This is a genomic window from Comamonas sp. GW821-FHT11H03 (assembly GCF_058807955.1).
Genome location: NZ_JBXARF010000008.1, coordinates 178,220 through 200,860, shown reverse-complemented (window position 1 = coordinate 200,860; position 22,641 = coordinate 178,220). Strand labels below are relative to the sequence as shown.

Here is a 22,641-nt window from a genome sequence, read left to right as displayed (position 1 = left end):
TGCTTGCGAGTCCGCGCAGTTTCTGTCTTTGGTGCAGCTTGGATTACCTCCAGCGGGCGCACAGCTGTATTTGGGTGGGGCTGCGAACAGCGATGGATTGTCGGTTTGCTCGATATCTCCGGGAGTATCGGAAAAGATAGCAACCATTTCGGCAACGACTATCGCCATAACTGCTATTGCATTTATAACGATTATCTTTGGAGAGCTGGCTCAAAAGCGTATCGTGCAGCCCTATCCAGAGCTGGTTTCGGCATGGCAAGGTGCTCCAGGGCCTGGGTTGCGTTTATCGCAAAGTCCTTTGTGCGTTTGTTGTCATTTTCAACGCACGTCATATTGACTTTGCTGCGGATTAGTGATTTTTCCTGCGCTGCAATGACCGAGGAAGAAGTCGCAGCTGGTTTGGAGCAGGGGCGTCAGGCAGACTTGATGGAGGTGCATGAACATCAGGCGGCATAAATGGATTTCATTTAGACGATATTTATGTGACGTATTTGATGCCTTTTGCGCCGATATGTATTGACCGGAAGGCGAAATGGCGATGCCTCGGGTCCTGCAGGCCTGTGCCCAGCGGTTGTCCGGATGGAGAGATGGGAAGGTGTTCCTGGCTCCTGCATGCTGCGGCTCGCTGGACGAGATGCAGCGCATCATCGACGCGCCCAGGGGGTAGGTAGTCGGTGAAAAATCACCAGACCTGCTGGGAGAGCAAGCGCTGGCTTTGAAATTTTTTCCTGAGACTTCGTGAGTGATGAGGTGGCTGAATCAGCTGCGTGCCAAAGCAGGGGGGGGTGTTTGTCGTCGAGGAATGTGGGGCGGGGCAGAGCATCATGACGCTGCGTGATGGGCTCTAAGTCGGTGCCCAAGAGCTTGGCTTCTTGGAGACGGTGTAGGAGGCTGAGGCTTGGTCAACTCGCAAAGAAGATGGACTCTGACTGCTCAAGGGTCTGCTGCCTATTCAGAATTGAACAGAATTGAAGGCTGGGCTGACTATTTGAGTATTGCCAGACGAAGGCTGGGGAGCGCCATAACACGCCGGCCGGTTTATTCCTCGTCAAAGCAGTCATTGGCCCGTTGCGGGCCAGATGCTCATGTGTGGCGGCTGGATATTTGAGGCGATTGATTGGGATGAAAGCGTATCGACGAGATATTGCTTGCTTCGGAGGCAGAATAGCTATTTATTAACACGTGGTAGCATTTTATAAATATTTTGAATTGTGGTTTTTGCTTACTCTGAAAATCATGAATTTGAAATTCCGGCATTTATAATGAAGTCTCTTTAATCAACCAAGAAGCGCAAATCATGAGCACTTACAAGGAACTCCTGAAGCAGAGAGAAGAGCTGGAACAGCAAATCAACGAAGCCCGCTCGCGTGAGCTGGCCGACGCTGTGAGCAAGGTTCGTGGCCTGATTGCCGAGTACGGCTTGACTGCTGAAGATGTCTTCCCTCCCGCTCGCGCGCGCTCTTCCGCCAATGCGGGCGCCAAGGTGGCCCCCAAGTATCGTGACCCTGCTACGGGCCAGACTTGGACCGGCCGTGGCAAGCCGCCAAAGTGGATTGCAGATCAGGACCGCGAAAAGTTCGCCATTTGATCTGCTGTTTGCGCACGTTGAAAGAGCCCGCCTTGGCGGGCTTTTTTCATGGCGACAAGGTTTGCGGCAGCGCAAACCAGAGTTCTCTTCGATGCAGCTGACTAAGCGGCACAATAAGAGTCCATGAACAAGCAGGTGTTGATTGCGGGTGGCGGTATTGGTGGTCTGGCAGCAGCCATTGCGGCGGTGCGGGCTGATTGGGATGTGCGTCTGTTCGAGCGTGCCGCGCAGTTTTCGGAAGTCGGAGCCGGCATTCAACTGGGACCCAATGTGGTGCGCCGCCTTCAGGCATGGGGGCTGCAGCGATCGTTGCAGCAGGTCGTGGCCTGCCCTTCGGCCTTGCGAGCCTGCAGTGCCGTGACGGGGAAAGAGCTGGGGCGACTGACCTTGGGCGCAGATATGGTGCAGCGCTATGGAGCCAGCTACCTCACCATTCATCGCGCCGACCTGCACCAGATTCTGCTGGATGCATTGCAGGTTCTGCCGCAGGCTCACCTCAACCTCAACCAGTTCGTCAGCAGCTATAGCCAGCAGGACGGTGTGGTCACCATTCGCACCAGTACCGGCAAGCTCATCGAGGGCGATGCCCTGATCGGCGCCGATGGCGTGCGCAGCGCCGTGCGTGCACAGATGCTGGGCGATGGCCCGCCGCGTGTGACCGGGCACCTGGCCTATCGGGCCATGGTGCATCAGGCAAATCTGCCCAAGCGCTTGCGCACCAGCGAGGTCACGGCCTGGATGGGGCCGCAATTGCATGCCATTCAGTATCCCGTGCGCCGGGGCGAGTTGCAGAATCTGGTGGTCATCGTGCAGGGGCCGGCACCAGAGGATCTTGACCACTGGGACCATTCTGCCAATCTGCCCGATCTGCTCCAGCATCTTCAGGGCGCATGCGGTTACCTGCAGGATCTGGTTCAACACGTTCCCGATGTGGGCGGTGAATGGCGTTTGTGGCCGGTGGCCGACCGGCAGCCGGTGTCCTCAGAGACTCAGATGGCGCAAGGCCTTGTGGCTCTGCTGGGCGATGCAGCCCATCCCATGCGCCCCTATCTGGCGCAGGGTGCGGGCATGGCCATCGAGGATGCGGCCGAGCTGCAAAGTGCTTTGTCCATGCATGATCTGGATGTCAGCCTGCGTCTGCGCCGCTATGCGCTCAATCGTTGGCAGCGCAATGCCAAGGTGCAGGAGCGCTCGCTGCGCAATGGCCGGATCTTCCATGCGACAGGGCCTGTGCGCTGGGGGCGCGACCTGTCGTTGCGCGCTCTGGGCGGGCGCATCATGGATGTGCCCTGGCTCTATGAGGGTGCGCTTTAGCGACAGCTCACCATGACCGGGATGGCCGTCGCACCGGCGCAGGCCTCGCAGATAGACAGCTTCAGTGGCTGGCCTTGAGCAGCAGCGGCGAAGGCTTGATGAGCCGGTAAGCCAGCACACCGCTGCCCAGCATGGCGGCAATCATCAGCATCACTGCCTGATAGATGTCGGCATTCTGGCGTTCCGCAACGCCGGCAACCAGGCCGGACAGCCACTGCATGAGCGCGGCTCCGAGAAACATGGCCATGGTGAAGATGGACAGCGCGCGTCCCGTCGTGGCCGGTGGGTAGGAGGAGCGCACATCGGCATAGATCAGCGTGCCGTAGCCTGAAAGCACACTCATGACCAGCAGCAGCAGCACGCTGCCTGCGGATTGATGGACCAGGGCCAGTGCTACAAAAACGGTGGCCATGAACAGCGCAAAGCGTGCAATGCGCTGGCGGCGTCTGGCCGGACCGGGGTCCAGCCGGCCGAACATGGAAGGCACAAACAGCGAAATGACGGAGCAGGCCAGTGCCACATTGCCGGTCGTGACCAATGAGAACTGGTAGCGATCCATCAGCATGGGACTGAGCCATAGGCCGCGCACGGTGAGAAACGAGGCATAGCTGACCATGCCCAGCAGCACAATGCCCCAGGTGTGGGGCAGCAGCAGCAGGCTGCCAAAACCTTGCAGTGCCTGCATGAAGCCAGGCTTGGGCTGGGAGTCCCCGGCAAGCGCGGGCTCGTGCACCTTGAAGAAAATCAGCAGCCAGGACAGCACACTCAGCACCGCCAGCAGCGCAAAGCCGGCACGCCAGCCCATGTGCTGCACCAGCCAGGCCATGGGCGTGCCTGTAAACAGCAGGCCCAGCCCGCCCAGGCCAAGGCCGATGCCCGAGAGGTAGGCAAATTTATCGGCCGGAAAGTGGCGCGCGATGAACATGGTACTGGCCAGAAAGGCGGGCGAGCAGCCCACGCCGATCAACAACTGGCCCAGCATCAGCCAGGAGTAGCTGGGTGCCAGTGCGGACAGCGCAGCCCCCGCAATCGACAGGGGAAAGGCCAGCAGCACGGTGCGGCGCAGGCCGTATATATCCATGCCTATGCCCATGAGCAACTGGGCCACACCGAAGGACAGTGCAAACAGCCCGGCAAACGAGCCCAGCGATTGCGCGGACAGGCCGAAGTCCGTGCGCAGACCGTCGGCGATGATGGACGTGACGGTTCTGAAGGCCTGGCTCAGTGCAAAGCCCGTGAGCAGGCAGACCAGCATGGCCCAGGCGGAAGAGTCGGGCCAGGGGCCGGCGTTCGGCGCAGCCTCGGCGGCGCTGTGATCGGAAGACATGGGCAGTTTGTTGCGATGTTAGGTTTTGTACGGAGACTAAATAATTAAGGCTGCCCGCGCTGTCACTAAGGAGCAGCAGGGGCAGCCTGAATGGCGATGGCCTTGATGGCCGGCCTACAGCTCGGTGCGCAGGCTCCAGATCTCGGGGAACAGCACCACGTCCAGCATCTTCTTGAGATAGCTCACGCCGCCGGTGCCGCCGGTGCCGCGCTTGAAGCCGATGACTCGCTCCACCGTGGTCAGGTGGCGGAAGCGCCAGAGACGGAAGGCATCCTCGATATCGGCCAGCTTTTCTCCCAGCTGGTACAGATCCCAGTGCTTGTGCGGGTCACGGTAGACGGTGATCCAGGCCTGTTTCACGCCCTCGCTGGCCTCATAGGGCTGGGTCCAGTCGCGCTGCAGGCGGTCGGCAGGCACAGCGATGCCTTCGCGGGCCAGCAACTGCAGGGCTACGTCGTACAGCGATGGCGATTCGTAGGCGGCCTGCACCTGGGCCAGCAGATCGGAGCGGTGGGCGTGGGGCTGGAGCATGGCCGCGTTCTTGTTGCCCAGCGCAAACTCGATGCAGCGGTACTGGTAGCTCTGGAAGCCGCTGGAGTTGGCCAGATAGGGGCGCATGGCCGAATATTCGGGCGGCGTCATGGTGGACAGCACGGTCCAGGCGCTGACCAGCTGCTCCATGATACGCGAGACGCGCGCCAGCATCTTGAAGGCATCGGGCTTGGTCGCGCCCGAGGCATTGGCAATGGCTGCCGTAGCCGCGCGCACCTCGTGCAGCATCAGCTTCATCCACAGCTCGCTGGTCTGGTGCTGCACGATGAACAGCATCTCGTCATGCGCGGGCGACAGCGGATGTTGGGCCGTGAGAATCTGGTCCAGATGTAGATAGTCGCCATAGCTCATGTCACGGCTGAAGTCGAGCTGGGCTTTCTCGTCGTGGACGATGGCGGCGCCGCCATGCATAGGGCAGCCGGAGGATTCATTCGTCATGGTGAAGTCATTGTTGATGGACAGGTGCGCGCAGCGTAACCGAATCCGGGCACACAAAGCCTGCAAGAACGTGGATGCAAGCTGCCATAGCTTTGCGTAAAGTCGGGCCAGTCACAGACCGATGACAGAAAACGCACTCCGCCGAGATTCACGCCATGCCCAGTCCTCTGCCTTCCACCGCCGCTGCAAATTCGCAAACAGATGAGCGCATGATCCAGTGCTGCCGCTGGCTGGAGAGCGAAGAGCCCATGCCCGCTCTGGAGGAGCTGGCGCAGCGCCTCGGGCTCAGTCCCTGGCAGTTGCACCGCAACTTCAAGCGCGCCACGGGGCTCACGCCCAAGGCCTATGCCAAGGCCTATCGCGGCAGGCATGTGCGTGCCGCGCTGGCGCAGGAGGCCAGCGAGTCGGTCACCGATGCGGCCTATCTGAGCGGCTATGAAGCCAGCAGCAGCTTCTACAAGGACGCGCCGGCCATGCTGGGCATGGCGCCGCAGTCCTATCGCAGGCGCGGCCAGGACCAGCGCATCCGCTTTGCCCTGGCCGAATGCTCGCTGGGCAGCCTGCTGGTGGCCAGCACCGACAAGGGTGTGTGCTGCGTGCTGCTGGGCGATGATCCCCATGCGCTGGTGGACGATCTGCAGCAGCGTTTTGCGGCGGCGCAGCTGATCGGGGCCGACGCCCAGTATGAACAGACCGTGGCCCAGGTGGTGGCCCTGGTGGAGCAGCCCAGGCTGGGGCTGGCCCTGCCGCTGGATATTCAGGGCACGGCGTTTCAGCAGCGCGTGTGGCAGGCGCTGCAGAGCATTCCGGCCGGCAAGACTGTCAGCTACAGTGAGCTCGCCCGGCAGCTGGGTCAGCCGAGCGCCACACGGGCCGTGGCCAGCGCGGTGGCTGCCAACCCGATTGCAGTGGCCGTGCCCTGTCACCGTGTGCTGCGCAATGACGGCAGCATCTCGGGCTATCGCTGGGGCGTGGAGCGCAAGCGTGCGCTGCTGCTGCGCGAGGCCCAGCAGGCCCAGCTCAAGCTCTCTTAAAGAGAGCTGCTATCGCATGCTACTCAAGGATTTCGAATAGAAATCTATCTGAAATCATTCTCTGATGAGCGATAGAAGCTATCAATATTACAAATGAAGCACGGGCTCGCGACAACGCTGCCCCCTGTGATAGAAAACCGCATGCTGCTTGAAGTCTCCATTGCCCTGCCCGCGCGCTACCGCTTCGACGAATTCGTGCATTTCCATGATCGCGACGAGCAGCAGTTGGCCGAGCGGGTCGATGCGGGTGCGCGCAGCCTGCACAAGGCCATCATGTGGCAGCGCAGCCCCGCCTTGCTGCAGCTGCAATGGCAGAGCGGACAGGTGCAGGCCAGCTTGCATGCGCCGCAGGCAGAGCCGGCTGCGGCAGACCGGGCTGCGCTGCAAGCGATGGTCAAACGCATGCTGGGGCTGGTCTACGCGCCCGGCCAGCTGGAGCTGACGCATGGCGATCACCCCGAGCTGGGCGCGCTGCTTTCGCGCCAGGCCGGCCTGCATGTGCCCGGCTCGCCCACGCCCTTCGAGGCGCTGACCTGGGCTATCACCGGCCAGCAGATCACGGTGGCCGTGGCCGTTTCGCTGCGGCGCAAGCTGATCGCGCTGGCGGGCGAGCCGCTGGCGCAAGGCGGGGACATGCCGGCCCTGCACGCCTATCCCGATGCACAGCGCGTGGCGGCCTTGGGGCTGGACGTGCTGCGCGGCGCGGGCTTTTCCCAGGCCAAGGCCCAGACCCTGCTGGCCGTGGCCCAGGCCGTTGCCGACGATAGCCTGCCGCTGGACGACTGGGCCGCCCGCAGCGCCGCCGGCCGCTGGGATGAGGAGGATGTGGCCGCTGCCTCGGCGCAATTGCTGGCGCTCAAGGGCATAGGGCCGTGGACGGTGAACTACACCTTGCTGCGCGGCTATGGCTGGCCCGACGGCAGCCTGCACGGGGATGTGGCGGTGCGCCGGGCCATCGGTCTGCTCACGGGCGGCGACAAGCCCGATGCGCGTGCCGCCAGCGACTGGCTGGAGCAGTTCAGGCCCTGGCGCGCGCTGGTGGCCGCGCACCTGTGGGCCTCGCTGGCCGACAGCGCCTATTGAAAGGCAACTATTGAGAGGCGCCTATTGAGAGGTGCCTATTGAGAGGCGACAGGCCGCAGCGCTTCAGAGCGGCGACAGCACCAGCAGCAGCAGGCGTGCGGGCTGGCCCGAGGCATTGGCCAGGCGGTGCTCGCTGTCCACCACCAGCGTAGCCGTGTCGCCCGCATGCAGCAGCACCTGCTCCTGGGCGGTGAAGACTTGGATGCTGCCTTCGAGCACGTGAAAGACCTCGCGCGTGCCTGCGCGGTGGGCCGCGAAATGGCTGGAGGCGGCATGCGGCGGAAAGTGGTAGTGCACCAGGCTCACGCCCGCGCTGGGGCTGGCCAGGGCCAGGCGCTCGACGCCGCTGGCCTCGTCGACAAAGCGCAGGTTCTCGCCGGCGCGCGTGATCTGCGCGCTGGGTGCGCTTTGCACCAGCTCGCCCAGCTCGCAGCCCAGGCCCTGCGCAATCGCCATGGCATTGCGCAGGCTGGTGGCCAGCAGGCCGCGCTCCACGCGCGACAGCGCGCCCGGTGAGACGCCGCTGGCCTGGGCCAGCTGATCCAGTGTGATGCCCAACTGGGCGCGGCGTGCGCGGACGGCAGCGCCGAAAAGCGCATCCTGCTCCGATGCCTGCGATGCGGTGGTGGAGTTCAAGTCCGGCTCCTTGTCATGGCGTCTGTTCTTGTGCTGAAAATTTTCCTATGAGAAAATAATTTTGCGTATAGGAAATTATTTTTCAAGGATGAATGCAATGTACATGCTTCTGAGCGCCTTGCCCGTGGCCACCGTCATTGCCGCCTTGCTGGCGGGCTGGCGCTCGCTGCATGCTGCGGCGCTCGGCGTGGCGGTGGCGCTGCCGGTGATTGCCCTGGCGTTTGCCCAGCCCGCATCGCAGTGGCTGGCCGCAGGCTCGCACTGGACGCCGGTGCTGCTGGAAGTGCTGCTGATCGTGGCCGGCGGGCTGCTGCTGTCCGAGGTGTTGCGCGCGTCGGGAGCGCAGAAGGCCCTGGCCGACTGGCTGCTGGCCAGGGCCGGCAGCGGCACGGGCGCCGTGCTGCTGGTGGTGCATGGCATCACGCCGTTTGCCGAGTCGGTCACCGGCTTCGGCGTGGGCGTGACCATAGGCATACCGCTGCTCGCGCACTTCGGTTTGCCGCCGCGCAAGGTGGTGCTCATCGGCCTGCTGGGCCTGTGCGCCGTGCCCTGGGGCTCCATGGGGCCGGGGACGCTGGTGGCGGCCACCATGGCCGGCCTGCCCTTCAAGGAGCTGGGTCAGGCCTCGGCGCTGGTCAGCGTGATCCCGTTTGTCATCACCGGCATGGCGGCGGCGGCTTTGGCGAGTGCGCCGGGGCGTCGTGGGCCGGCGCTGCTGCAGGGGCTGCTGTCGGGTCTGTCGCTGACGGCGGCCGTGGCCCTGATGAATACCCTGGCCGGCACGGCGCCCGCAGGGGCGCTCGGAGCCTTGCTGGTGGTGGGCTGGCATCTGCTGCGCCTGCGCGTGTCGCGGGCGGACGCGGACAAGCCGTCCCTGAGCGCGCCGGAGCGGCGTGCGCTGGCGGCCTATGCGCTGCTGCTGGGCGGCGTGCTGGCGGCCGCTGCGCTGCTGCGCATCCTGGATCTGCCCGCTGCCTGGCATGGGCTGGCTTCGCCGGGGCTGTGGCTTTTGGTGGCGGCGGTTTTTTTCACACGAGGCCGGCCGGCGCGCCCATCGCTGGCAAAGGTCTGGCGCGCCTGGCTGCAGGTGGCTCCGGTCACGGCGCTGTTCATTGTGCTGGGCGTGCTGATGGCGGTTTCGGGCATGGCCGCGCAACTGGCGCAGGCGCTGGCCCGCAGCGGCCCGCTGTATCTGCTGGGCGCGCCCTTTGTGGGAGCGCTGGGCGGCTTCGTGACCGGCTCCAATACCGGGGCCAATGCCATGTTCGCGGCCACGCAGGCCGAGATCGCCCAGGCGCTGGGCGCGCCTCTGCTGCCATTCATGGCTGTGCACAACGTCAGTGCCTCGCTGCTGCTCATGGCTTCGCCCGGCAAGGTGGAGATGGCGGTGCAACTGCTGGCGCAAGGCACTGCCCAGCGGCGCTGGGTGCAGCAAAGCGTGCTGATGCTGGACCTGGCCGCCGTGGCGCTGATGGGCGTACTCAATTGGAGCTGGGCGCGGGCCTGACCGGATGCCGGCCGGCCCGTGCCCGGGCCGAAGCCCTCAGGTTACCGCGTGCACGGTATTGAACTCGGGCTGTTGCCACTCACCCGATTCCAGCACCTGGCGCAGGTGCTCGACGGCGTTCCAGACATCGACAAAGCCCACATACAGCGGTGTGAAGCCGAAGCGCAGAATGTCCTTGTGCTTGCCCGTGCCGCCGTCGCCCTTGCGGAAATCGCCGATCACGCCGCGTGCAATCAGCGCCTGGACAATGGCGTAAGCGCCGCTGCCCTGGCCGTTCAGGCCCATGCCTTCTTCCCGGGTCAGGCAGACCTGGGAGCCGCGTGCCGCATGCTCGCGCGGTGTCGCCAGACCCAGGCCGTAGCCCTGGCAGCGCTCTTGCACGAGCTGGATGAACAGATCGGTCAGCGCCAGCGACTTCTTGCGCAGCGCGGCCATGCCGCCAAAAGCCTCGGCCTCGGTGTAGATATCGATACCGCACTGCAGCACGCTCATGCTGATCATGGGCTGGGTGCCGCAGAGATAGCGCTGTATGCCCTGGGCGGGGTGGTAGTCGGGCACGAACTTGAAAGGCTCGGCGTGGCCGAACCAGCCCGACAGCGGCTGCCAGAAGCGGTTGATCAGGCGCGGATGCGCCCAGACAAAGGCCGGCGCGCCGGGGCCGCCGTTGAGGTATTTGTAGCCGCAACCCACGGCAAAGTCGGCATCGGCGCCCTTGAGGTCCACGGGCACGGCGCCTGCGCTGTGGCACAGATCCCAGACGCAGAGAATGCCTTGGGCATGGGCGGCGGCCGTGACGGCTGCCATATCGTGCATGGCACCCGTGCGGTAGTTGACATGGGTGAGCATGGAGATCGCCACGTCGGTCTGCAGCGCGCCGGCGATTTCCTCGGGCTCGAGCAGCACCAGCTCCAGGCCGTATTCCTGACACACGGACTGGGCGATGTAGAGATCGGTGGGGAAGTTGCTGCGCTCGCTGATCAGCTTTTTGCGGCCGGGCGCATCTTCGCGGGCGATGCGGGCGGCGGCGCTCAGTACCTTGTAGAGGTTGATGGAGGTGGTGTCGGTGAACACCAGCTCGCCCTGGCCCGCGCCCAGCCAGGGGGCGAACTGGTTGCCCAGGCGCTCGGGCAGCGTGATCCAGCCGGCCTTGTTCCAGGAGGTGATGAGGTCCTGGCCCCATTCCTGCGTCACCACTTCGGCCACGCGCGCGGCGGCGGCTTTGGGCTGGGCACCCAGGGAGTTGCCGTCCAGGTAGATCACGCCCTGGGGCAGGGCAAAGCGCTCGCGCAGCGCGCGCAGCGGGTCCTGGGCGTCCAGCGCCTGGCAGTCTTGCAAAGTGGTCATTTGTCTTCCTTTTCTCATTTTTGATAGCTGCTGACGCTGATTGTGTCTACGCCAGAGCCGGTTCTGATTCAAATATGGCTGGATTCGGGTTCGCCCATTGTGTCCGAGACCGGGGCAGCCCAGCCGCCTCGCAGCGAGGACATCGGTTTATTTGCGCCAAGCGCTTCAGAGCAGGCTGCGCAACACGGCTCGCACCGGCGAGGCATCGGCCTCGGTGAGCTTGAGCGGCAGAGCGATCAGCTCATAGTCGCCTTCGCCGACCTCGTCGAGCACCAGGTTCTCCAGCACGCGCAGGCCGCGCTGGCGGATCACCATATGGCTGTCCAGGCTCTTGCTGCTGGCGGGGTCTATGCTGGCAGTGTCTATGCCGATCAGCCTGACGCCCAGATCGGCGAGCCTTTGCACGGTCTCGGGGGCATAGGCGGCAAGGTCGGCATCCCAGCCGGTGGGCGCTTTCTCGTAGGTACGCACCAGCACGCGCCCGGGCAGGCCGGCATCGATGGCGTGCGCTATGTGGCGCCACTCGATCAGCGGCCCGCAGCCTATGGCGTGGATCACGCGGCAGGGGCCCAGAAAGGCATCCAGATCGACGGCGCCAATGGCCGCGCCCTGCGCATCGTAGTGCAGCGGCGCATCGGCATGCGCGCCCACATGGGGCGAGAGATGAATGGCGCTGACATTGACCGGGCAGCCCGGGCCAATGCTGGCCACCCATTCCTGGCTATAGGGCGTGTCGCCCGGAAACACCGGTGCGGCAGGATGGATGGCAGGAGAAATATCCCAGATCTGGCGTGTCATGGTGTGGCTCGCGATGTCTATGTTTGAGCAGTGGGTTGGCAACTGGCGCAGTTCCAGCCAGTGACGCCGAGCAAGGGCCGCCCCGCAGCGAAGGTGTCGTCCCCCCTCCCGGATTGCGAAGCAAGGCGAGAGAGGGGGAAGCGGCGGGGCCGCTCAGGGGGCGATTTTCTTGCGGTACCAAAGAGCATAGACCAGCACCAGCACGATCAGAAACGGCACGCCCACCAGCACGGTGGTGTGGAACTCCTTGGTAAACAGCGTGGTGACGATCACGCCCGCCATCAGCAGCGCCCCGACCAGCGTCAGCACGGGAAAGCCCCACATGCGGAACTCCAGCTTCTGGCCAGGATGCTCGCGCTGCCAGCGCGGGCGGAAGAACAGATGGGTCACGAACACCATGAACCAGGCAAACATCGCGCCAAACATGGCGATCGACATCATCAGCTCCAGCGACTGCGTGGGCTTGAGCACGTTGAGCACCATGGCCACGGCCATGCCCAGGCAGGAAACGGCAATCGCGCCCAGCGGCACGCCGCTTTTGCTGAGCTTGCTCAGGCCCTTGGGGGCATAGCCGCCGCGCGAGAGGCTGAACATCATGCGCGAGGTGACATAGAGCTGGCTGTTCATGGCCGACAGCGAGGCCAGCAGCACCACGAAGTTCAGGGCTGCAGCCGCGCCCGGGATCTGCAAAATCTCCATCACCTTGACAAACGGGCTCTTGTCCGTGCCCGCATGGCTCCAGGGCACGATGGCCAGCATCAGTGCCAGCGACAGCAGATAGAACAGCACCAGGCGCAGCACCGTGGTGCGGAAGGCGCGGGTCACGGCCTGCTTGGGGTTCTGGGCCTCGCCGGCAGCGATGGCAATGGATTCCAGGCTCAGATAGCTGAAGATGGCCACGATCACGCCCACCCAGGTCCCCCACCAGCCGTTGGGGAAGAAGCCGCCATCGACGACATAGTTGTCGAACCCCACGCCCTCGGGTCGGGTGCCGAAGACCACATAGGCCGCAACCAGGATAAAGGCCACGATGGCAATCACCTTGACCATGGAGAACCAGTACTCGACCTGGCCGAAGGCCTTGACGCTGGTGGCATTGACGGCGGCCAGCAGGACCGAGAACAGCGCCACCCAGATCCATGGGTCCACCGCGGGGAACCAGTAGGCCATGTACTTGCCAACGGCCGTGACCTCCATGCCCACGGCCAGCACCACGGCTCCCCAGTAGGCATAGCGCACCACAAAGCCGGCCAGCGGGCTGATGTAGTGCTCTGCATAGGCGCCGAAGGAGCCCGAGGTGGGGTGGGCCACGGTCATCTCGGCCAGGCATCCCATGAGCAGCAGGCCGATGAAGGCGCCGATGGCGTAGCTGATGAGCACGCTGGGGCCGGCAAAGCCGATGGCGAAGGCGCTGCCCATGAAGAGGCCGGTACCGATGGCGCCACCGATGGCGATCATGGTCATCTGGGCGGAGTTCAGGTGCTGCTGCAAGCCTGTCTCGCGTTGCTGAATACTGTCAAAGTTGGCCATTGCTGACTTGCGCATGCGAAAAAGTCGAAGCGGCAAGTATCCCGCGAATGACCGGCTGCAGCGGCGTGGCGGCGAATGTCCTTGACGCAGGCCCAGCCGGCTCAGCGCGGCATTGCGGCGTAGTTGCCGGGCGTCAGCGCATGATGGGCCTTGAAGGCGCGCTGCATATGGGCCTGGTCGGCAAAACCCATCTGTTGCGCGACCGAGGCCAGGGGCTCGCCCTGGGCCAGCAGGTGGCGCACGCCATTGAGTCGCAGATTGAGTCGGTAGGCCCCGGGCGTGACGCCGGTGACGGCCCTGAAGCGGCGGATGAAACGGCTGGGGCTCATGCCGCAGCGCAGGGCCAGGGCCTGGACGCTGGTCTCGTCTTCGGGGCTGCGGTGCATGTGCTGCAGCGCAGGCAGGACGGCATCGGGCAGCTGGGGCTTTGCGGCATGAGTGTGGGCGGCACTGCCCAGCAGCTGCAGGAAATCCGCCAGCGATTGCGCATGGAGCTGCAGCTGCGTGTCCGTGGCGCTGCTGGCAAGCGGCTGGCAGAGACTGTCGGCCCAGCGCGAGATGCCCGGCTCGTTCAGGGCACGCCGGGCAAAGCGCAGGGCGCCGACGCCGAGCCGCTCATGAACCCAGTCGGCCTGCACGAACAGCATGCGGTAGGACCATGGCTGCAATGTCTCGGGGTTGCAGGCATGCCAGTGGCCGGGCTCGATCAGCACCACGCTGCCCGCGCCCAATGTTTCGGGGCCATCGTCGTGCAGAAACAGGGTCTCGCCCTCATCCACGATGCCGATGGAGTACTGGGCATGCGCATGCAGCCGGTAGCTGTAGCAGGACTGTCGGCTGATGCGCAGCTCGGCCCAGGGCAGGGCCGGGTGGCGGTGGAAATGGTGGCTGGGGGCTGGCATGACGGCCTCATCATGCCAGCATGCTGACCACGCTTGCCACCAGCACCATGGCCAGGGCCTGGTTCAGCCGCTGGCGGCGCAGTGGCGTATTCAGCCACCGGGTCAGTGCATGGCCCAGAGCGGCCCAGCAGCCGACGCCGAGCAGGCAGGCCAGCAAGGAGACGGTGCAAAACAGCAGCAATGCGCTTGGCAGCGAGACCTGCTGCGCGGCCAGCGGGGCCACGAACATGCCGATGCCCGAAAGCGCCACCAGCCAGGCCTTGGGGTTGAGGCTTTGAATGGCAATGCCTTGCACGAACGCTCCGCCTGGGCCGGCCGGCAGTGATGCGGGGGCGCTCTGCCTGGCCGCGCGGCCATGGTCCCCGGGGGCCTTGGCCAGCTGCCAGGCCAGCCACAGCAGATAGAGAGCACAGACGCGCGGTGCCCAGCGCAGCAGCTCTGGCTGCTTGAGCAGCCATTGCCCGCTCTGGCCCATCAGCCAGACGATGAGGGCATAGCTGAGGCTGGCTCCCAGCACATAGCAGAAGGCGGCTCCGGCGCGGCCGTTGCCATGGCGCAGGGCCAGCACGTTCACCGGTCCTGGCGTGATGGCACCGGCCAGTGCAAATCCGGCCATGGCCAGAACAGAAGAAAGCATGGGCAAACCTGAAACAAGAGGCCGCCAGTCTGAGCTTTGGGCGTTCTCAGGTATTGAACAAAATTGCGCCTTTGCTTGGTTAACAAGTGCAAAACAGTGTCTTTTTCGGACAAGGAGCGAAGCTGACTTGCGTTACGCTTGAATGCTTTCGCGAACCTGACCCCCGTCCCATCTTCCATGTCATCCGCAGCAGCTTCTAGCCCATCCCGAGTCTGGCCAGCCGTACGCATGGTGGGGCGTGTCGACATGGGGCGCCAGCGCAGCAATAACGAAGACTCGGTGGGCCTGGAGCCGCAGGCCAGACCCTGGCCGGTTGCCGTGCTGGCCGACGGCATGGGCGGCTATAACGCGGGCGAGGTGGCCAGCGTCATGGCCGTGGAGCTGATCACGACCAGCGTGCAGCACGGCCTGGCCACCGATGAATCTATGCTGGCTGCGCAGTGCGAGCTGACGGACGCCCTGCACATGGCCAATACGGCCATCTATGCGGCCGCGCAGACCACGCCCGGCTGCAGCGGCATGGGCACTACGGTGGTGGCCGCACTGGTGCTGGCGAGCGAGGTGCTGATTGCCCATCTGGGCGACTCCAGGGCCTATGCCTGGCGCGCCGGCCGGCTGCAGCGCCTGACGCGCGATCACTCCCTGGTGCAGCAGGATATCGATGCCGGCCTGATCACCGAGGCAGATGCCAGGACTTCGCGCTATGGTCATCTGGTGACAAGAGCGCTCGGTGTGATGCCCCAGGTGGAGCCCGAGCTCAGTCACTGGCTGCTGCAGCAGGGAGATCGCATTTTGCTGTGCTCCGACGGCCTGACCGACATGCTCAGCGACGCCAGTCTTGAAACCCTGTTCGAGGAAAACCTGCCGCTGGCGCAATTGCAGGAGGCCCTGATCGAGGCGGCCAATGCTGCGGGCGGCAAGGACAATATCGGCGTGGTACTGATCGAGCAGGACGCCTGATCTGCCGATATGGCGGACGATGGCCGCCCGGTTTTCTAGATCAGACCGCTTTCCAGCAAAGGCAGCTGGTGGCGCTGGCGCACGCGGTTGCAGGCATCCGAGCCCGCAGCAAACTCGCGGCAAGGCGAGGGGCGCCATTCATAGATGCCGCAACACGCCTTCTCTCCCACCTTGCCCACCAGGGCTGCGCAGCGCGGCCTGGCCCAGTCCGTGCCGCGCATGCGGCAGGTGTAGTCGGTGACCTCCTCGACCAGTCCTGCGGGGACGCTGCCCCCATGCTCCTGGGACTCGTGTACGGAAAAATCGACACGAAAGGACGCGCAGCAGGCGCCGCAGCTAAGGCAGGGATGGGTCATGGGAGAGGCGGAATTTTTCCGTGGGGCGGTAATTTTCGCAGCTGTGCAAACCCTTTGGTTGTGCCGGGCCGCAGATTTGTCAACCGCGCTGCTCAATACCCGCCCAAAAGTCCATGCTGCTGGTGCCAATTCGCCACCCTTGTGCACCAATCGCCTACAGTAAATGGAAAATGAGAATCAAAATCAATTAATAATGCGCTATGAGTTCTTTGCAGTCCCCCTCGGCGATCTCTGAGCCGGTGTCAGTTACTTCGTCCATGAATGCTTTTTCTGTTCAAGCGTCTGAATCCTGCGTGCCATCTCCCAGCGCTGCAGCGACTGCAGCCGCGGCCGGGCCGGTCATGGGCCTGGACCAGCTGGCGGTGAACCAGCCGGCCCAGGTGGTGGATCTGGCCTCCTGCGAAGGCGAGGATGAAAGCCTGCTGCTCAGACTCATGGAAATCGGCTTTCTGCCCGGCGAATCCGTGCGCGTCGTCGCCACCGGCTTTCCCGGCCCGGACCCGCTGGCCGTGCGCATAGGTCAGGCGACATTTGCCCTGCGCCGCCACGAGGCGGCCCAGGTGCTGGTGAAACTGGAGGCCGCAGCATGAACGCGCGCGAATCCCAGATCACCATGATGAGCCCTCAGGCTGCGGAGCAGGCACCCCTGCGCGCCGCGCTGCTGGGCAACCCGAACTGCGGCAAGACGGCGCTGTTCAATCTGCTGACCGGCGCCCGCCAGAAGGTGGCCAACTACGCGGGCGTGACCGTGGAGCGCAAGGAAGGCTGGCTGAGCACGCCCGGCAAGCGCCGCGTGCGCGTGCTGGACCTGCCCGGCACCTACAGCCTGGATGCGCACAGCGAGGACGAGCGCATCACGCGCGACATCGTCAAGGGCATGCATCCGCGCGAAGCGCCGCCCGAACTGCTGGTCTGCGTGACCGATGCCACCCATCTGCGCCTGAACCTGCGTCTGGTGCTGGAGGCGCGCGCCCTGGGGCTGCCCATGGTGGTGGTGCTCAATATGAGCGATATGGCGCGCCGCCAGGGACTGGTCATCGACAAGGCCCGGCTCAGCGAGCTGCTGGGCGTGCCCGTGGTGGAGAGCGTGGGCGTGCATCTGTCCGGCGCCAAGGATCTGCTGGCATGGCTGGACAGCGATCAGGCCAGGCAGCTCAAGGCTCCGACGCTCGAAGGCCAGTTCAAGCCCGTGACGGGCAGCAACTCGCGCGCCCAGCTGCTGGCCCTGCACCAGCAGGTGGCCGAGATCATGCGCCTGACCGTGCAGGAGCCCGCAGCTCCCACCCAGCGTGACGATCGCATCGACTCCGTGGTGCTGCACCCGCTGTGGGGCACGCTGGTGCTGGTGGTGACGCTGTTTCTGATGTTCCAGGCCGTGTTCAGCTGGGCCCAGCCCCTGATGGACGGCATCGAAGGGCTGGTCGGCGACTTCGGCAAGTGGGTGCATGGGGTGATGCCCGATGGCGTGCTGCGCAGCCTGCTGGTCGACGGCGTGATCGCCGGCACCGGCTCGGTGGTGGTCTTTCTGCCGCAGATCCTGATTCTGTTCTTCTTCATCCTGGTGCTGGAGGACTCGGGCTATCTGCCGCGCGCCGCCTTTTTGCTGGACCGTATCATGGGCAGCGTGGGGCTGTCCGGACGCTCCTTCATTCCGCTGCTGTCCAGCTTTGCCTGTGCCGTGCCCGGCATCATGGCCACGCGTTCGATCTCCAGCTGGCGCGACCGTCTGCTGACCATCATGATCGCGCCGCTGATGACCTGCTCGGCACGACTGCCCGTGTACACGCTGCTGATCGGTGCCTTCATCCCCGAACAGACCGTGGCCGGCTTCTTCAATCTGCAGGGCCTGGTGCTGTTTGCCCTCTATGTGGGCGGCATCGTCAGCGCCATGGCCGTGGCCTGGGTGGGCAAGCTGGCCACCAGGGTCAAGACCCGCACGCCGTTGCTGATGGAGCTGCCTTCCTACCGCATCCCCAGCCTGCGCAGCCTGGTGCTGGGCCTGTACGAGCGGGCCATGATCTTCCTGCGCCGCGTCGGCGGCATCATCCTGACCGTCAGCATTGTGCTGTGGTTCCTCTCCAGCTACCCCGGCGCTCCCGAGGGCGTGACCGAAGGCGCGATTCGCTACAGCTTCGCGGGCCAGATCGGCCGTGCGCTGGAAGTGGTGCTGGCGCCCATCGGCTTCAACTGGCAGATCGCCATTGCGCTGGTGCCCGGCATGGCCGCTCGCGAGGTGGCGGTGGGGGCGCTCGGTACGGTGTATGCGCTGTCGGCCGTGGGCGACGATGCCATGGCCCAGCAGCTGAGCCCGCTGATCGCCAGCAGCTGGTCGATGGCGACCGCGCTGTCGCTGCTGGTCTGGTTCGTGTTTGCGCCCCAGTGCATCTCCACGCTGGCCATGGTCAAGCGCGAGACCAATGGCTGGCGCTATCCGCTGCTGATGGCCGGCTATCTGTTTGCTCTGGCCTATCTGGCCAGCTTCGTGACCTATCGCGTCGCCGTGGCCCTGGGCTGGGGCTGAGAAAGCTGAGAAAGGATTGTCTATGTGGCAGGAACTGATAGTGGGCGCCATCGTGCTGGTGGCCGCCGTATCGCTGGCCTGGCGTTTCATGCCGGCCGGTCTGCGCAGCAAGCTGACGCGGGTTCATCCCTCGCTGGCGCCGGCGGGCAAGAGCGGCAGCTGCGGCGGTTGCAGCGCCTGTGGCGGCGACAGCTGCTCGGATACCCGCAAGGCCTGAAACACTGGCGAGACCTGAACGCATCGGCTAAAAACATAGCTGTCTGTGCTTGTCATTTATGCATTTCAGATGCTTTTGTATCTGAAGTGCTTGATTGACAAGCGCAGGCAGCTTTTTATTTGATAGCACTAGCACTAGCGCTGGTACTGGTGCTTGGCGGCTTGCCGAAAGCTCAGGCAGCCTCCAGCCAGGGCTGGACTTCTTCCTCGCTCAGCGCCGACAGGCCGAACTTCGCGCGCGTGTCGTGGCAGCCGTAGGAGGCAAACGGGAAGTCGCGGCAGGGGCGCGAGCGCTGCTCGTAGATGCCGCAGCCTATGCAGCCCGCTCCGACCTCGGGCAGCTCGCGCAGCGCCACGCAGCGCACCGGGTGGCGCTCCGTGCCGTTCATGCGCGCGCGGTTGCCCTTGCCGGGCACTTCATGGGCCAGCTCATCGGGGACGGTGCCGCCCATGGATTGCAGCTCGTAAATGGAAAACTCCACGCGATAGTTCTGGCAGCAGGCGCCACAGTTCAGGCAGGGATGGACGGATTCGGACATCGTGTTTCTTCAAGGGTTCAGGCATCGGGGTCGCGCCGTCCTCCTTGGGCAAGGACGGCTGTTCGAGGTCGAGGGGAGAAGCCAGCGCGCAGGGCTGCCTGCGGCGGCGGTGCCGGGCCACTAGGTATGGCCTTGAAGAAACTTCAGATAGAAGGTGTGAATGCGCACATAAAGCGCCCGCACGCGCGCGGCAAAGGATTTGCGCGGGCCGAAGAAGGAGGGCACGCGCGTGTGGCGTGCCATATGCGGCTGGCGCAGCGCCAGCAGCCCGCCGCGCTGGCCGTAGCGGGCATCGCCCTGGGCGGGGCGCAGCGGAAACAGAAACACCGCCAGCTGGCGCAGGGCCCTCTGGCGGTGTGGGGATGTGATGTGGCTCAGGTGCATGGAGGTGAAGGTATGCAGATGAGCCCGGACGCGGCGAATCAGCCTGGCTGGCGGTCCAGCAGCAGGTACTCCATGAGTGCCTTTTGCACATGCATGCGATTTTGGCTTCGGCATTGGCTTTGGCACGCGGCATGCTGCCGCTTCACACCCACCAAGCGGGTATGAGCCTGCGCCCGAATCGCATGCTTGCTCTGGCGAGCCGCCGCGTGCACCGATGTCTGCGCCATCAGTCCACGCGACCGAGCAAAAGGTACTCCATGAGTGCCTTTTGCACATGCATGCGATTCTCAGCCTCGTCCCAGACCACGGATTGGGGGCCGTCGATGACTTCGGCCTCCACTTCCTCGCCACGGTGAGCGGGCAGGCAGTGCATGAACAAGGCGTCGGCCTTGGCAGATGCCATCATCTCGGCATCCACGCACCAGTCGGCAAAAGCCTTCTTGCGCGCTTCGTTCTCGGCCTCGTAGCCCATGCTGGTCCACACATCGGTGGTGACCAGATCGGCGCCCTTGCAGGCTTCGAGGGGGTCCTTGAACACCTTGTAGCAGCCGGGGTTGACGGGCTTGCCGTTGAAGGCCAGCTGTTCGTCCACCTCGTAGCCGCCGGGCGTGCTGACATGGACCGTGAAGCCCAGCAGATCGGCGGCCTGCAGCCAGGTGTTGGCCATGTTGTTGCCGTCGCCCACCCAGGCGACGACCTTGCCCTTGATCGAGCCGCGGTGCTCGATGAAGGTGAAGATGTCGGCCAGGATCTGGCAGGGGTGGAACTCGTTGGTCAGGCCGTTGATGACGGGCACGCGCGAGAACTCGGCAAAGCGCTCGATCTTGTCCTGACCGAAGGTGCGGATCATGACCAGGTCGGTCATGCGGCTGATGACGCGAGCGCTGTCCTCGATGGGCTCGGAGCGGCCCAGCTGGCTGTCGCCGGTGGTCAGATGCACCACGGAGCCGCCGAGCTGGTACATGCCGGCCTCGAAGCTCACACGCGTGCGCGTGCTGGCCTTCTCGAAGATCATGGCCATGGTGCGGTCGGTCAGCGTGTGGTGCTTTTCGTAGCCCTTGAATTTCTTCTTGATCAGGGCTGCACGTTCCAGCAGGTAGTCGTATTCGTCAGCGGTGAAGTCGCTAAATTGCAGGTAATGCTTCATGCAGTATTCCTTGAGGATCAGGCTGCCAGAATGGCTTGAACCAGGGGCTTGAGCCTGGCGACGATTTCATCGGCTTCGGGCTTGCTCAGGATCAGCGGCGGCACGAGGCGAATCACCGTGTCGGCGGTCACGCTCAGCAGCAGGCCGGCTTCTGCGGCTTGGCCAATCAGCTCACCGCAGGGCTTGGTCAGCTCCACGCCAATCATCAGACCCTGTCCGCGCACTTCGACAAAGCCTTCGAGGTTGCCCAGTTCAGCCTGCAGTTTAGCCTTCAGATATTCACCCACTTCAGTGGTATGAGCCAGTAGCTCGTCCTCTTCCATGATGCGGATGGTTTCCACGCCGGCACGCATGGACAGCGGGTTGCCACCAAAGGTGGAGCCATGGTTGCCGGCCTTGAGCACTTCGGCAGCGGCCTTGTGCGCCACCACGGCACCCACGGGCACGCCAGAGCCCAGGCCCTTGGCCAGGGTCATCACATCGGGGGTGATACCGGCCCACTGGTGGGCAAACCATTTGCCGGTGCGGCCCATGCCGGCCTGCACCTCGTCCATCATCAGCAGCCAGCCATTGGCATCGCACAGCTCGCGCACCTTCTTGAGGTAGTCGGCGCGCATGGGGTGCAGGCCGCCTTCGCCCTGGATGGGCTCCATCATGATGGCAACGATGTTGGGATTGCCTTCGGTCGCGTCGATCAGGGCTTCGTAGTCATTGGGGGGCACGCGCGTGAAGCCTGCGAGCAGATCGCCAAAGCCGTTACGTACCTTGGGGTTGGCCGTGGCGCTCATGGTGGCGATGGAGCGGCCGTGGAAAGCATGGTCATAGACCACGATCTCGGGTTTGGCAATGCCCTTGTCCACGCCGTACTTGCGGGCGATCTTGATGGCCGCCTCGTTGGCTTCCAGGCCGGTGTTGCAGAAGAACACATTGGTCATGCCCGAGCGCTCGGTCAGCAGCTTGGCCAGGGTTTCCTGGCCGGGCACATGGTAGTAGTTGGAGGTGTGGATCAGCTTGGTCAGCTGATCTTGCAGCGCGGGCACCAGCTTGGGGTGGTTGTGGCCCAGGGTGTTGACGGCGATGCCGCCCAGCGCGTCCAGATATTCCTTGCCGTTCACGTCCCAAACGCGGCAGCCCTGGCCGCGCTCCAGCGCGATGGGTACGCGGCCGTAAGTGGGCATAACGTGGGGCGAAGCTGCCTCGATGAAAGCGGTCATTGCAAGAATCTCCTGAGAAGGAAGGTCAACGGCGCACGGCGGCACCTGAAAAATGCGAGCTTTGATTCTAGAGTGCCCGGATAACCCCAACATTGCGGATTGCGCATCGCTGCCATGCAATCAACCTACGCCATTGTGGGGTTGACAGCATGGCTCTTATACAAGAGTTAGAATGCTCGTTTAGGCATGTTGGCGGGGATCCCGCCTGGTTGCCGGATCTTTTTGGCGAATATTTGATGGTTACCCCTTCCAGCAAAGAACTGTTCATCATGGGTATGACCCATGCCGGAAAAACCTTTCGACCCAGCGACTGGGCCGAGCGCTTGGCCGGGGTCATGAGTCAGTTTCGCCCTGGCGGTGCCTGCGCCGGAAGCCATCTGAGCTACTCTCCCTGGTGCGTGCCCACGGTGATGAACGGCACCAAATGCGTGGTCATCAACCGGGATCTGCGCGACTACGAACCCATGGCCTGGGACTTCTGCCTGAATTTCGCCAAGGACAACGATCTGCAAGTGGCCGAGGCCTGCCTGCTGCCTGACAAGCTGCCAGCCGGCAAGAAGTGATTTTTCAGGTGCCCAAAGGTGCCGCGCAAACGACAAAGGCTTCCACGGGAA

Annotated in this window: 24 protein-coding genes; 11 read left to right on the top strand and 13 right to left on the bottom strand. The window is 64.1% G+C overall.

The window, feature by feature from the left end:
* Positions 1 to 105 precede the first annotated feature (105 nt).
* The 3 genes from AC1RTQ_RS18210 to AC1RTQ_RS18200 all read left to right on the top strand — a co-directional run bounded on the left by AC1RTQ_RS18210 (position 106) and on the right by AC1RTQ_RS18200 (position 2,902).
* Complete coding sequence (locus AC1RTQ_RS18210; RefSeq protein WP_492877769.1) at positions 106 to 456, top strand: hypothetical protein; 351 nt, start codon at positions 106 to 108, stop codon at positions 454 to 456.
* A gap of 841 nt (positions 457 to 1,297) precedes the next feature.
* Positions 1,298 to 1,588, top strand: a complete 291-nt coding sequence (locus AC1RTQ_RS18205; protein ID WP_003078576.1) for an H-NS histone family protein — start codon at positions 1,298 to 1,300, stop codon at positions 1,586 to 1,588.
* A 123-nt stretch (positions 1,589 to 1,711) separates the two neighbouring features.
* Positions 1,712 to 2,902: an FAD-dependent monooxygenase gene (locus AC1RTQ_RS18200; protein ID WP_492877767.1), complete on the top strand. Its 1,191-nt coding sequence runs from the start codon at positions 1,712 to 1,714 to the stop codon at positions 2,900 to 2,902.
* 61 nt (positions 2,903 to 2,963) lie between these two features.
* Here AC1RTQ_RS18200 and AC1RTQ_RS18195 read toward each other — a convergent pair whose 3' ends face one another.
* Positions 2,964 to 4,229 carry an MFS transporter gene (locus AC1RTQ_RS18195; RefSeq protein ID WP_492877765.1) on the bottom strand — a complete coding sequence of 422 codons (1,266 nt, stop codon included), beginning with the start codon at positions 4,227 to 4,229 and terminating at the stop codon, positions 2,964 to 2,966.
* Positions 4,230 to 4,343: 114 nt separating this feature from the next.
* Positions 4,344 to 5,219, bottom strand: coding sequence for a tryptophan 2,3-dioxygenase (gene kynA, locus AC1RTQ_RS18190; protein ID WP_302089591.1), 876 nt, complete (start codon positions 5,217 to 5,219; stop codon positions 4,344 to 4,346).
* A gap of 155 nt (positions 5,220 to 5,374) precedes the next feature.
* Between kynA and ada the strand changes: the two genes are divergently transcribed.
* Both ada and AC1RTQ_RS18180 read left to right on the top strand, forming a co-directional pair.
* The gene (gene ada, locus AC1RTQ_RS18185) at positions 5,375 to 6,253 is read left to right on the top strand and encodes a bifunctional DNA-binding transcriptional regulator/O6-methylguanine-DNA methyltransferase Ada (RefSeq protein ID WP_492877762.1); all 879 of its coding nucleotides are present in this window, start codon (positions 5,375 to 5,377) and stop codon (positions 6,251 to 6,253) included.
* A gap of 93 nt (positions 6,254 to 6,346) precedes the next feature.
* Positions 6,347 to 7,336 (top strand): DNA-3-methyladenine glycosylase family protein, encoded by a 990-nt coding sequence (locus AC1RTQ_RS18180; RefSeq protein WP_492877760.1) that lies wholly within the window; start codon positions 6,347 to 6,349, stop codon positions 7,334 to 7,336.
* Between the two features lie 63 nt (positions 7,337 to 7,399).
* On the opposite strand, the gene AC1RTQ_RS18175 is transcribed toward AC1RTQ_RS18180, so the two are convergent.
* Entirely contained in the window at positions 7,400 to 7,972 is a 573-nt protein-coding gene (locus AC1RTQ_RS18175) for a helix-turn-helix domain-containing protein (protein WP_492877758.1), read from the bottom strand.
* Positions 7,973 to 8,069: 97 nt separating this feature from the next.
* On the opposite strand from AC1RTQ_RS18175, the gene AC1RTQ_RS18170 reads away from it, so the two are divergent.
* Entirely contained in the window at positions 8,070 to 9,479 is a 1,410-nt protein-coding gene (locus AC1RTQ_RS18170) for an SLC13 family permease (RefSeq protein WP_492877757.1), read from the top strand.
* 36 nt (positions 9,480 to 9,515) lie between these two features.
* On the opposite strand, the gene kynU is transcribed toward AC1RTQ_RS18170, so the two are convergent.
* The 5 genes from kynU to AC1RTQ_RS18145 form a co-directional block, all read right to left on the bottom strand.
* On the bottom strand, positions 9,516 to 10,823 hold the full coding sequence (gene kynU / locus AC1RTQ_RS18165) for a kynureninase (protein WP_302089596.1): 1,308 nt from the start codon (positions 10,821 to 10,823) through the stop codon (positions 9,516 to 9,518).
* A 165-nt stretch (positions 10,824 to 10,988) separates the two neighbouring features.
* The gene (kynB, locus tag AC1RTQ_RS18160; protein WP_492877755.1) at positions 10,989 to 11,621 is read right to left on the bottom strand and encodes an arylformamidase; all 633 of its coding nucleotides are present in this window, start codon (positions 11,619 to 11,621) and stop codon (positions 10,989 to 10,991) included.
* A gap of 153 nt (positions 11,622 to 11,774) precedes the next feature.
* Positions 11,775 to 13,151 carry an amino acid permease gene (locus AC1RTQ_RS18155; RefSeq protein WP_492877753.1) on the bottom strand — a complete coding sequence of 459 codons (1,377 nt, stop codon included), beginning with the start codon at positions 13,149 to 13,151 and terminating at the stop codon, positions 11,775 to 11,777.
* A gap of 101 nt (positions 13,152 to 13,252) precedes the next feature.
* A complete protein-coding gene (locus AC1RTQ_RS18150) occupies positions 13,253 to 14,053 on the bottom strand; it encodes an AraC family transcriptional regulator (protein ID WP_304350437.1) in 801 nt (266 codons plus the stop codon).
* Positions 14,054 to 14,063: 10 nt separating this feature from the next.
* A complete protein-coding gene (locus AC1RTQ_RS18145) occupies positions 14,064 to 14,690 on the bottom strand; it encodes a LysE family translocator (RefSeq protein WP_492877751.1) in 627 nt (208 codons plus the stop codon).
* A gap of 228 nt (positions 14,691 to 14,918) precedes the next feature.
* Between AC1RTQ_RS18145 and AC1RTQ_RS18140 the strand changes: the two genes are divergently transcribed.
* Entirely contained in the window at positions 14,919 to 15,650 is a 732-nt protein-coding gene (locus tag AC1RTQ_RS18140) for a Stp1/IreP family PP2C-type Ser/Thr phosphatase (RefSeq protein WP_492877749.1), read from the top strand.
* 35 nt (positions 15,651 to 15,685) lie between these two features.
* On the opposite strand, the gene AC1RTQ_RS18135 is transcribed toward AC1RTQ_RS18140, so the two are convergent.
* On the bottom strand, positions 15,686 to 16,006 hold the full coding sequence (locus AC1RTQ_RS18135) for a YkgJ family cysteine cluster protein (RefSeq protein ID WP_302089602.1): 321 nt from the start codon (positions 16,004 to 16,006) through the stop codon (positions 15,686 to 15,688).
* A 257-nt stretch (positions 16,007 to 16,263) separates the two neighbouring features.
* On the opposite strand from AC1RTQ_RS18135, the gene AC1RTQ_RS18130 reads away from it, so the two are divergent.
* The 3 genes from AC1RTQ_RS18130 to AC1RTQ_RS18120 are packed head-to-tail and all read left to right on the top strand — an operon-like array spanning position 16,264 to position 18,744.
* Complete coding sequence (locus AC1RTQ_RS18130) at positions 16,264 to 16,596, top strand: FeoA family protein (RefSeq protein ID WP_492877747.1); 333 nt, start codon at positions 16,264 to 16,266, stop codon at positions 16,594 to 16,596.
* Positions 16,593 to 18,527 carry a ferrous iron transporter B gene (gene feoB, locus AC1RTQ_RS18125; protein WP_492877745.1) on the top strand — a complete coding sequence of 645 codons (1,935 nt, stop codon included), beginning with the start codon at positions 16,593 to 16,595 and terminating at the stop codon, positions 18,525 to 18,527. Before AC1RTQ_RS18130 ends, feoB begins: the two co-directional genes overlap by 4 nt.
* Before the next feature lie 22 nt (positions 18,528 to 18,549).
* Positions 18,550 to 18,744, top strand: a complete 195-nt coding sequence (locus tag AC1RTQ_RS18120; RefSeq protein ID WP_003067100.1) for a hypothetical protein — start codon at positions 18,550 to 18,552, stop codon at positions 18,742 to 18,744.
* 172 nt (positions 18,745 to 18,916) lie between these two features.
* On the opposite strand, the gene AC1RTQ_RS18115 is transcribed toward AC1RTQ_RS18120, so the two are convergent.
* The 4 genes from AC1RTQ_RS18115 to AC1RTQ_RS18100 all read right to left on the bottom strand — a co-directional run bounded on the left by AC1RTQ_RS18115 (position 18,917) and on the right by AC1RTQ_RS18100 (position 22,027).
* A complete protein-coding gene (locus AC1RTQ_RS18115) occupies positions 18,917 to 19,282 on the bottom strand; it encodes a YkgJ family cysteine cluster protein (protein ID WP_302089606.1) in 366 nt (121 codons plus the stop codon).
* 120 nt (positions 19,283 to 19,402) lie between these two features.
* Positions 19,403 to 19,666 carry a hypothetical protein gene (locus AC1RTQ_RS18110; protein ID WP_003078629.1) on the bottom strand — a complete coding sequence of 88 codons (264 nt, stop codon included), beginning with the start codon at positions 19,664 to 19,666 and terminating at the stop codon, positions 19,403 to 19,405.
* 226 nt (positions 19,667 to 19,892) lie between these two features.
* Entirely contained in the window at positions 19,893 to 20,813 is a 921-nt protein-coding gene (gene argF, locus AC1RTQ_RS18105) for an ornithine carbamoyltransferase (protein ID WP_302089607.1), read from the bottom strand.
* Positions 20,814 to 20,830: 17 nt separating this feature from the next.
* The gene (locus AC1RTQ_RS18100) at positions 20,831 to 22,027 is read right to left on the bottom strand and encodes an aspartate aminotransferase family protein (RefSeq protein ID WP_492877742.1); all 1,197 of its coding nucleotides are present in this window, start codon (positions 22,025 to 22,027) and stop codon (positions 20,831 to 20,833) included.
* A gap of 236 nt (positions 22,028 to 22,263) precedes the next feature.
* Here AC1RTQ_RS18100 and AC1RTQ_RS18095 point away from each other — a divergent pair, with 236 nt between their 5' ends.
* Entirely contained in the window at positions 22,264 to 22,590 is a 327-nt protein-coding gene (locus AC1RTQ_RS18095) for a DUF3579 domain-containing protein (protein ID WP_003052588.1), read from the top strand.
* Positions 22,591 to 22,641 lie beyond the last annotated feature (51 nt).